Raw genomic sequence first — 10,654 nt, forward strand, 5'->3', positions numbered from 1 at the left:
AGTTAAAGTCTTTAATCAATACATTCTATACTAATATAAAATTATTATAATAATTTTATATTAGTATAGAATGTATTGATTAAAGACTTTAACTTGAAAATAGTAAATTACATAATTTTTAAAATTTGTTACGAATTTATCAATTCATTCTTGATTTTCAAAAAATTTTTTGTATACTTATATTATGAATAAAAATTCAAATAACAAACAATTACAATTATTCTTAGATCAAGGAATCAGAATATTCCTTCTTGCTACAACGATACATCAAGTCAATCTAATATTAGATAATTATTCTCAAAAAATTCTACTAAAATTTTACAACGAAATTCTTAAAAAAGAAAATCAAATTTCTTGTGATCTACCAACAATGCAAAAATACCTTGACGAATTAGAAAAAAATATAAAAATCATAGTCAAATTATCTTTTAAGAATAATCCCACATCTATAATTTATTATAAAATTAATTGCCCATTTGAAAAGATTGGTTTAAAAATACAAGACTACTATCAATCACTCTCAGAGAAAGTAGCACAACTTTTACAAAAAAATCCTACTACTATTTAACCGTAAAATACATTATAAAACAAATTTGTGCAAAGCTTTAGAAGAAATATGTTATACCAAAAGTAATTATTACTATAAATAGTAATAATTACTTTTAGAACATTATACTAAATAATATAATAATATATAACAATTGTTGATTACATATCATTTTTGGAGAGATTTATGCCTAATTTTTTCAAACAAATAAAAAGTATAAATTGCTATAATAAACCCTATTATCCCTTAATAATTCTTATTTCAAGAATAGAATATATAGACGAAACACACATCTCAGAGTATTATAACCAGGTTTTTATGAAAACTATATATAATAATTTTATCTCCAAAAACCATAACAATTGTCTTAATAGAATGCTTATTGATATAGAAAAATTAGAAAAATATCTTAATACACTAAGAAAAAGAAATAAAAATAATAACTAATAAATATAATAAGGAAAAAAATTATTTAAAATTTATTATACACTTGATTATCCTATAAAAACATGTTTTAAGAAGATTAAAGAATATTATGAAAAGGGATTTGGCACAAACTTATAAAGTTAAAACTTTATAATAGTACAACAACGATCTACTAATTACAGTAATTTTGCAACATTAAATGACCTTGTGACAAGTTTAGTACTTTGTACGATACAAATATAAATTTAAAAAATTATTAACTGCAACAAAATAAAAACTAAAACGGCAACTACCTTAAGTAAGTTTGTGGTCTATAATCGCTATTAGGAGCCCAAAAAGCTATCATGGGATGAATCAAGCTGCTATTCCTAAATCAAAGATTAAATAGCAGCTCATATATTTTTTTATGCATTAAGATTTGCTAAAATAGTCTTTGCATGTTCAATAAATTCTGTTATCTCTTTCTTTTTTACTATTGAATCAACCTTTTTATAGACATGAGTTTCTAAATGATTTAAAGCATTCTCTGCTTTAATTATAGCTTGTCTAGATAATTGTAATGAATAAGACCCCTTATTTTTATTCTTTAATCTTTGAATAATGCTTTCTTTTAAACTTTCCTGAGCGGTCTTAAAAAATGTAGCTGCAGATTTTATCTTTTGTTCTGCAATATCAATATCATTTATAAGTCTATCAAGTTCATGCCCCATACTTGCCTTATTTAGCAATTGTGTTAAAATCCTTATTTTGTCTTTATTTTTTTCATAGTCTTCTTTCATTGATATGTATTTATTCTGAATATCACGCAATACATCATAAAAATTACCTCTTATTAAAGCATATTCATTTTTAAGTATACATACATCCCTAATTAACTCAGAAAATCCAGAACTTTCAAGAATATTCTCTTCTATATTTTTAATTATTTTATATGCTCTCTTTTCTTCATCAGTAACAGGAATTAAATCCTCTTCTTTTATTTCTTTTTTTTGATTCTGTTTAATCGGGATGTTTGATATACCAGACTCATTATCAAATGATCCTGAATTCATCGTAGGTTTTACAGGAATAGCTAAATTTTTATATTCTTGCTCTCCTTCAAGATTTTTAGTAAAATCTTTTTGAACACTATCCAAAACCTCCCTTTTTGCGCCATTGTTATTTTTTTGTTCTTTATTATCTGATAATTTAGAATCTAGATTACAAGACATCAATCCTACTATTAATAGTATATATAAAAACAAATTTTTTACCATAAAATATTCTCCTTTCCGCTAATCAAGAATAATTATTATAATTTATAATTATTATCATTTAATATTGTATATCATTTTATTCAAAGTACAATTTTGCTATAAAAATGTTTTTTACGTATTAATATATAGATAATCCTAAAAAATCCCCAAAAAGAAATAACCCATGGCTTCATTTGTTTTAAGTATAATTAAGAGATTTAAACCCATTTTTGTTTAGTTTTGCCACATTTTGAATACTGATACTTAAACTTTGAATTAATGTTATTAAACTATTAAGTAGATTTTATAAATCAGTTCTATCAGTATAATCGGATTTATTATGTTGAAATTAAGAAAATTGAACAAATCAATAATTATTGATTATAGAATAGTAATTCACGGTTTATCAGGTATTTTTTGAACGATTATCTTAATATAATTTCTTTATATTTATCTTTATAAAGATAAAAAATACGTAGTTCAATATCAACCAAGCCATTTTAATTAAGTTTAACCCTTCAAAAATTTAATGATAAAAAAACTACCACTTATTCAATCTTTTTCCCCTTAAAGAGAACAACAAATTTTTAGGAATAAAACATGGATGTAAAAAGTTAGAAAAGTCTTTTTTTTTGACAAAAAACAATAAACCATATGTGATAAAAAACCTTTATTATTTGGAATTTAAATTTAGCAAAGATTCTATAAAATGTTATATTCAGTCTCTTAGAACATTATAAAGAAATAAAGATAAAGAAAACACAAAATATTATAAATTTAATCTAGACCATATAAAAAAATGGAGAATACAGTATATAAATTTTACAAAAAAAAGCTAAAAACTGCAGAAGTAATATATAAATGAATATAAAAAAATCAAATATCATAACAATTGCAAATCTTAAAGAAGATGTAGACAAAAGCGCACTAACAATTTTATACTCTTATATACTAAAAAATTTAGGTAAAAAAGTTTTATTAATTGACATGGATTCACAAAATACCCTAACTTCCTAGTTTAAGGAATATTTAGCTAATTTCAATAAAAACAATATTTACAATTTATTAATAGGAAATTCTTATTTTGATCAATGCGCAACCAAAGTTAATGATCATATCTTTATAATCCAATCACACCCTTTTCTTGATGAGTTAATTATGATAACTATGGATAATAAGAAAAATTTACTAAAGTTTTGTTTAGATAAAAATGTTCTAAGTTATAATTTTGATTATATTGTGCTTGACATGTACACATCACCAAGTTATAATTTTATTTTAAAAAATGCATTAAATGTTACAAATCAAATTGTTATTCCGGTTCAGCCTGAAACATGATCAGTAGAAAGCTTAGGAATATTAATGCAAAAAATTATCGATAAAAGATACAATATTTCAATTATTGAAAATCAATTTATTAAAAATAGGAACATATCCTAAAGGAGGTTGAAGATGCCTTATATAAAGGATATGGTAATTATATATAAAAGTAAAATTCATTATTATAATAGTATAAAAGGTTTTTATAATAAATCGTTTAGAGCCAGATTTAAAGAGTAAATATTATAAAGAAACAAAAAAGGCATTAAAAATGTCATAAATTTATAACATTTTTTAATATTTTCCTGGGGGGAATATTAAAAAATAAATTTGAAATGAAAATAAAAACTCAAAAAGATAAAGAAGAATTATTTAGTGACCGCTTTGGAAATTATAACTAAGAGGTAAATTTAAATAATAATCAAGATAAATAATTGGCAAATTATAACAACTTAAAAGAACAGCTTGAATACAAGCTAAAAGATGATATTAATAATATAGGTATTTAAAAATTTATCAAAAAGTCTTAGAAGGCAAAGTATCCATTTATAAAATAAAGTAAGTATGTTTTAATGCATTTTCATCTACCCTATTATCAAGATCTGAAGTGCCTATAAGAGGTAAATTTATTGATTTTTTTCTATTACTTTACTTTTTTCCCTATTACACATGGCTCACAAGCCATTACAAATAATAATTTGACCCTGATTATCCTAAGCCTAAATTATTGTATAATCATCTGCCCAATCTTTTATCGAAAAAAAGACTTTTGGGGCCATTGTTTTGAAACAAATTAGACAAAAAGCATGTTATTGTTATAATAATAACTCATTATTGAGTATAAATGATAATTATTTTAAATTAAACTTATATATGCAAAAATGCTGCCAATATGACCTTCTGCAGACTTTCTATGAAGACTTATAAAGCTTTTTATTTCTAATATTTTAGCTTTATAAAAACACCACCCATGATACATACTGAATTTTTAAATCATAAACATTATTTTCTTCAATTTCTAAAAGTTTTTTAGGCTCTGTATTTAAAAAATCACTTCACTAAGAATAACCTTTTCATCATCTAATAATGATGTTTTTTTCTAAAAAAATCATAAATCTCTTTAAAATGCTTAATTAAGCCTATTTGTTTTTAAATAATTATCATATCCTTTTATTAAAGACAAAATATAATTTTCTCCTTTTTTGTTTTTTAATACCTTAAAATCACTAAGCAAAGTGATAAAATCTTTCTTGGTTAATGAGTAAAGGCCAGCTATAATAAAATTATTTTCATTTTCTTTTTCTTTGAAAAATTCATCTTCCACATTTAAATTTAGTATTTTATTGACTTTTTCTTTACTAAGCTCAAAATGTTCTAAATAAAGCAAATATTTAAAGTTTTCAGGATCATTTTTAGCTATTAGCAAGGAAGTATTTTACAAGATTTAAATATAAAGAATTGCTTAAAATTTCTTTTTCTTCAGGTTGAGGCATAGGACATTGATATAAACACGATTTTACAATATCGGTACTTAAAGCAAATCTTCTTATCAAAAAATCAAATGTTAATGAATTAAAAATAGAAATAACAAATAATTTTTTATAAAGAGATATTGGTGTTTTCTCATAATTTATATATAGTGACCCCATGCAATAACAATTTTTAGGAGACAAGGTACTTATCATAGTTCTTATATCTGTATTTCTTGCAATCCTTCTATATAGTATTCTTTCAGCTTGACAGTGATTATCTTTAGCTAATACTTTTTTTAAGTCTTTTTTACCTATCCATAATAATTTAGAACTTTCTTTTGCCGCTTTATCTTCGAAAAATCTTGAATTAAACTGATGAATATTGGCTCCAGAATACAGAAATATAAAATTTTCATTATTATATTCTTTTAATAAAAATTTGCGATTATTAATACTTGGGTCTAGCCCTTTTTTAAAATCAATATATTCTTCATTAAGAACACTGAATTGACCAAACATTTTGTTAATAAGAGTAAATTCTTCATTGTCTTTAAATTCTATTATTGATTCTTGAATAGGAGACAGTTTTTTAATTTGATTTATATTTAATTCAATCCCTTTATAAGGATCATCTTTACTATCTTTTAAATGCCTCGTTATTTCTTTAATAATATTATCACTGCTCTGGATCATAAATTTTGCTTTAAAACTTGATGTAGCTTTTTCAATATTACTAAGTTGAAATATTGCAAATTTAAAAAGCGATGCTACATCTTTAAATCTTTTTTGATTTTGAAATTGATAAATATAGTTAAGCTTATATTTACCAAATATATGCTTTCTCAATGCTCTAGAACTAGATTCGCTCCAAAGACTAAAAGGGGTTAGATAGGTTAAAGTACTCCCTGGTTTTATTAACTTTAAATTAAATACAATAAAGTATCTAAAAAGATTTGGATCACCCCCACTAGTAAAGTCTTTAAAATCACTTTTATAAATATTATTAATAATGCTTATGCTATTTTTTTTCTCATTGTATTCAATGTTCAAAGGATGATTATCTTTGCTAAGTATTTCTTGCTTTCTTTTATTTTGTTCTTTTATGTTTAGTTTTCTGTAACCAAGAATATGTTTTGATAAAAATTCAGATTCATCAAACTTAGTTTTCTCCCATGGAGGATTTCCAATTACAATATCAAATCCTTCTTGAATATCTGGAAACTCAATTCCATAGTGAAAAAATTTATAGTAGCTACTTAATTTTCTAATTTTTTTCTATTTTTTCTTTATCTTCACTAGAAGTTTTATTTCCTAAAATATTTTCAATTAAACTAATTACAGCTGTAATATCGCTAAATTCTATATTTAAAGATTTATCAAAAGATAATGAATAAAGTTTAATTAAAGAAAATATTATTCTTAAATTATCTATATCTTCACTTTCCTCATATTCTTTGTATATCTTTTTGGATTTTTCTACATCCTCTTTAGTAGTATCATTAATACCTTTAATTTTTTGATAGATATCTTCTAAAATAGTTGTAATTTCTTTGATTCTTTTTTTAAACAAAGAAAATCCACTTTCAAATTTCTTTTTTGTAATATTAAAAAATTCATCCTTGGTATATCCCAAAAGGGAATTTCCCGCTTTTATATGATGCTCAATAAAGCTTAGTGGTGTTCCAAAAATAAAGGTATTAATCCATAAACTTAGCATAGTAATTTCAACCGAAATAGGATTAATATCAACACCCATAAATACACCTCTTTAGTAACATCCTTTTAAGTACTAATTCTTTACTTATGCTATCTTGAACATCATACTCTTCACTTTCTTTAAGAATAACTCCATATTCTTTATCAAGCTCTTTTTTTACATCTTCAAATTTATCTAGCTCGTACCATACTTTTTCTGTTAAGTAATCTAGACAAGAAATTAAAAAATGCCCCGATCCACAAGAATTATCAATAATTTTTTTATGTCTAGGGGGGGCTTGGTTTTAAGCTGTTCCTCAATTGACGATGTAACCATAAAATCAGTTAAGTCATCTGGGGTGTAATATGCTCCACTTTTCTTTCTATCAAGCGATCTAGATGTAAGATAAATATTGCCTTTATAATATGTAGCAACTTTGTTTACTTTCTTGTTTTTAAGTTCTTCTTCAGTGCAAATGAGATAAACCCCGTCTTCAACAATACAATAAACAGTAGTATCTGCAATTCTCAGATCATATTCAAGCAAAGTTTCGTATAATTCTCCAAAACTTTTAGGATCTAGCTTTGAATACTCTACAAATTTTTCATCTTTAATGTTTTTTTCTTCAAAGAAAAGTATTTTAACTAGTATTTCTTCAATCTCACTAATGCTGAGCAAACTTTCATTATTTAAATATTTAGCCTTATCTTGTGCAAATAATCCTCCATTAAATATAGGAAACTTTATTACATCACTCCCTTTATCAAGTAAATTAAAAATTGTTATTATTTTTCTATATCCTAATTTCTTTTTTGTATTTTCATCATAAAAAAAATATCTAAAAGATATAGAAGATCTGTATAGCTTGTTTTCTTCTAAAATTTTCTTAAATATGTCGTTATCTTCAATATATGCAATAAAAAATATTCTTAAAATAAAAATAATTGATTCTTCGAGTATTCTATCTAAGTCAAATTTAGTAATTTCTTTATTTGATACTTTAAATTCTTCTTTATATATATTTTTTGCAATTTTAAATACTATAGAGTCGTCCGGGTTTTCATAAAGTATATCCCTTAAAGTTTTCTTAATTACCTCTTTTTCTTTAGTTATCTTTTCTTCTTCAACTTTTATCACATTACTTCTTTTTAAGAATCTTTCCTTTCTTATAAGATAGTTAAAAAAAGAAAAACAATCTTGTTCCTTGTAGTTTTCCTCTCTATTAATTTTATAAAAATTAAATTCAATATATCTTTTTTTACCATAAAGTACCTTTGATTTATCATAAAGTCTCCATACCTTTCCATTTGAAAGTATTCCATAGTGTTTTTGATATTGGTTTAAATATCTATAAAGTTGATCTTCCGCCTCTTTTACCTTACTCTTGGCGTCAAAGTTAAAAGAAGGACTTTTAACTTCTACTATAAGTAAGATATCTTCAGTTGGAATAGGCTCATTATTTTCTTTAGCTTCTTTTGATTTTTTATTAAAATTTATCCTCTTTTTATCACATTCAAAAAGTAATATATCTACTTTCGACCCTACTCCGTCTATTCGACCACCTTTCTGTTGTTCTACGGAATAAGATAATTCTTCAAATATAGATTTTAGTAAAGATTCTATGTTTGCTTCTGTAGAATTATCATCTATAGTTTGAATTTTATTTTTTTAAAAAATAAAAAAGCTTTTTACTTTGCCAATATCTTCTTTTTTTATGAAGTTTTTTGATAACTCCTTATAAAGAGATGCATTTGGATCATTTGTTTTTACAATATCATTAGTTTTCATTATTTTATTTTATCATTTATAAACAATTGCGCTAAAAAATTGCTTATTTGCATTTTTGTTGATTTAATTATAAAAATAAAAAAATCCAAAAAATGATGTCAACAGAAATAATTACCAGCAACTAAATATATAAACAACAAAACTTATCAAAATAAGAAATCTTGTTTATTTACAATAGAAACAGTTTATGGAATTAATGCAAATGCTTACAATAAATATGTCATAAAAATGATTTTTTTGATAAAAAAGATCTATTAACAATCCTTTAATACCATACATTAATACGTTAACACAACAATAAAAATAAAAAAATTGCCAGAATATATTCCCAAAAGAACACTAATACTAATCAAAGGGTTTGATCCAGGCCCCTTAATTTATGTTCTTTCAAAATCAATATAACAATAGAAATTCAAAATAAATTTTGGGAACCTATACAAAATGATAATAAAAATTCATGCAAATAAACTAGTTTTAAACTTAATCAAAATATCTAAAGTCCCATAGTAACGCTCAACCACAAATATATCAAAAGACCAACCTCAACAAACTTATAAATAACCTTAAAAGAATTAAATGGACTTTTAGGGGAATAATAAAAAAGACTTCGATATTGGAATCGAATCAACTATATTTAGATTTGACCCAAAAGATATCTTTTTTTAGACCGAACGCAATAAAAAAATTATAGTAAAGGGGCTTAACAGAAGATATAAGACAAATTATGTAGAAACAAAAATAGAATTAAAAAAATCATCCAATAACACAATACATTACGTAATGTATTGCTTAATTATTACTTTAAAAATTTGAAAAACATAAACATAAATATTTGTTAGTAAAAGAAGTTAACAATTTATTAACATAACCCATTAACTTCTTCATATCTATTAAATACTAATCTATATTTACAATGTTTATGAAATTTTTAATAAATAAAAATTTAACTTACTTATCTTAAATGCCTTTAGATAAGTATATTTTCTTTCCAAAAAAGCACAAAATTATGTCAAAAGCTTTTGAAGAAATAAATTATAGTTTTTATAGAAAGCCAATTAAAAAAAATGAAATTTGTGTTTCTTGTAAAGCTATAAATAAACTACATTAACACTATAACATTTTTGGTATGCTTATTTTTTGGTTATTTAGGACTTCATAGATTTTACATAGTTATTTTAATTAAATTTTTATAATTCTTTTTTATAAATTTATGCACCATTTTTTACTGGCACCTATTCAAAATACCAACTTCCCTAAAATGTAGAAAAATAGAGAAGCTTTTACAAACATAAAATTTACACTTTATAATATACACTATATAAATATATATGGTGTATATTGAAGTTTTTTTATTAAAAAATTAAATCTGCATTTATTTTATGAAAATGATAGAAGAATATTTATTTTATAAAGTTTCTAAAGCTCAAGAAATCCTTAAAAACAATTTGATTATAAAATCACAAAAAGCCATTTAAGATATAAACTAGAAGCTTTTGAATGTAATGGTGCAATTTTAAAAATACGCTATCTCATAATTTTAAAAATAAAAAACTTTCCTCTTATAGGTTACAGATGTACGGTTTTTAATAAAAATTGATTTTATCATTTAGGATTTTCCTTTTCAAATTTTTATTGTCCTTAATGGCTAACAATAAAGCGAATAATCTATAAGAAATAACTAATTTATTAAAACTCCTCCTTATAATTTTTCACAATGAATGCTAAAATTAAAAACACACTATTTTAAAAATTTTCAATTTAAATTAAAGATTGTATTTGGGCAAAAAATTTTCTATATCTATTTTATATTCTCTGTCTTCATTAGAAATTAGAACGATCTTTAATCGTTTTAATTTTTTGATCTTCTTAAAAAACCTTTTAGAAATAGTAACACGCAAAGTATTTTTTACTACAAAAGGAAAATGTAAATGAAAAAATTTTTCATTTACATTTGGATCACCAATGTTAAAATCTTTTAATTGCTGCCATTTCTCACTTGGCAAATTATTTTCATGCTTTGAAACTTTAGCATCTTCAAATCCTTCAAAAATTACACTTTTAAAACCTAAAATTTTATTGTCGTGCACTTTAAAATCAAACTTATAAACGATAGATAACGCCCTATAAGCATCTGCACGATAACCTGTCGCTTTTATCATCTTTTTATTAT

General features: G+C 23.5%; 4 protein-coding genes and 2 pseudogenes. 3 read left to right on the forward strand and 3 right to left on the reverse strand.

Features of this window, described 5'->3' with window-relative positions:
• Window positions 1-184 precede the first annotated feature (184 nt).
• Window positions 185-568, forward strand: coding sequence for a plasmid maintenance protein (locus HNP67_RS05860; RefSeq protein WP_184125535.1), 384 nt, complete (start codon window positions 185-187; stop codon window positions 566-568).
• An 809-nt stretch (window positions 569-1,377) separates the two neighbouring features.
• Here the strand turns inward: HNP67_RS05860 and HNP67_RS05865 are convergent.
• Window positions 1,378-2,229 carry a P12 family lipoprotein gene (locus HNP67_RS05865; RefSeq protein ID WP_184125537.1) on the reverse strand — a complete coding sequence of 284 codons (852 nt, stop codon included), beginning with the start codon at window positions 2,227-2,229 and terminating at the stop codon, window positions 1,378-1,380.
• Window positions 2,230-2,801: 572 nt separating this feature from the next.
• On the opposite strand from HNP67_RS05865, the gene HNP67_RS07000 reads away from it, so the two are divergent.
• Together HNP67_RS07000 and HNP67_RS05875 are read left to right on the forward strand one after the other, a co-directional pair.
• Entirely contained in the window at window positions 2,802-2,948 is a 147-nt protein-coding gene (locus HNP67_RS07000; RefSeq protein WP_336509686.1) for a DUF226 domain-containing protein, read from the forward strand.
• Between the two features lie 121 nt (window positions 2,949-3,069).
• Window positions 3,070-3,808: pseudogene (locus tag HNP67_RS05875) on the forward strand (ParA family protein).
• 849 nt (window positions 3,809-4,657) lie between these two features.
• Here the strand turns inward: HNP67_RS05875 and HNP67_RS05880 are convergent.
• A pseudogene (locus HNP67_RS05880) lies at window positions 4,658-7,866 on the reverse strand (Eco57I restriction-modification methylase domain-containing protein).
• 2,381 nt (window positions 7,867-10,247) lie between these two features.
• On the reverse strand, window positions 10,248-10,654 hold a 407-nt coding region (locus HNP67_RS05885; RefSeq protein WP_184125539.1), incomplete at its 5' end, for a protein BptA.

The sequence above is a fragment of the Borreliella californiensis genome, assembly GCF_014205885.1.
In the GTDB taxonomy this organism is placed as follows: Bacteria; Spirochaetota; Spirochaetia; order Borreliales; family Borreliaceae; genus Borreliella; species Borreliella californiensis.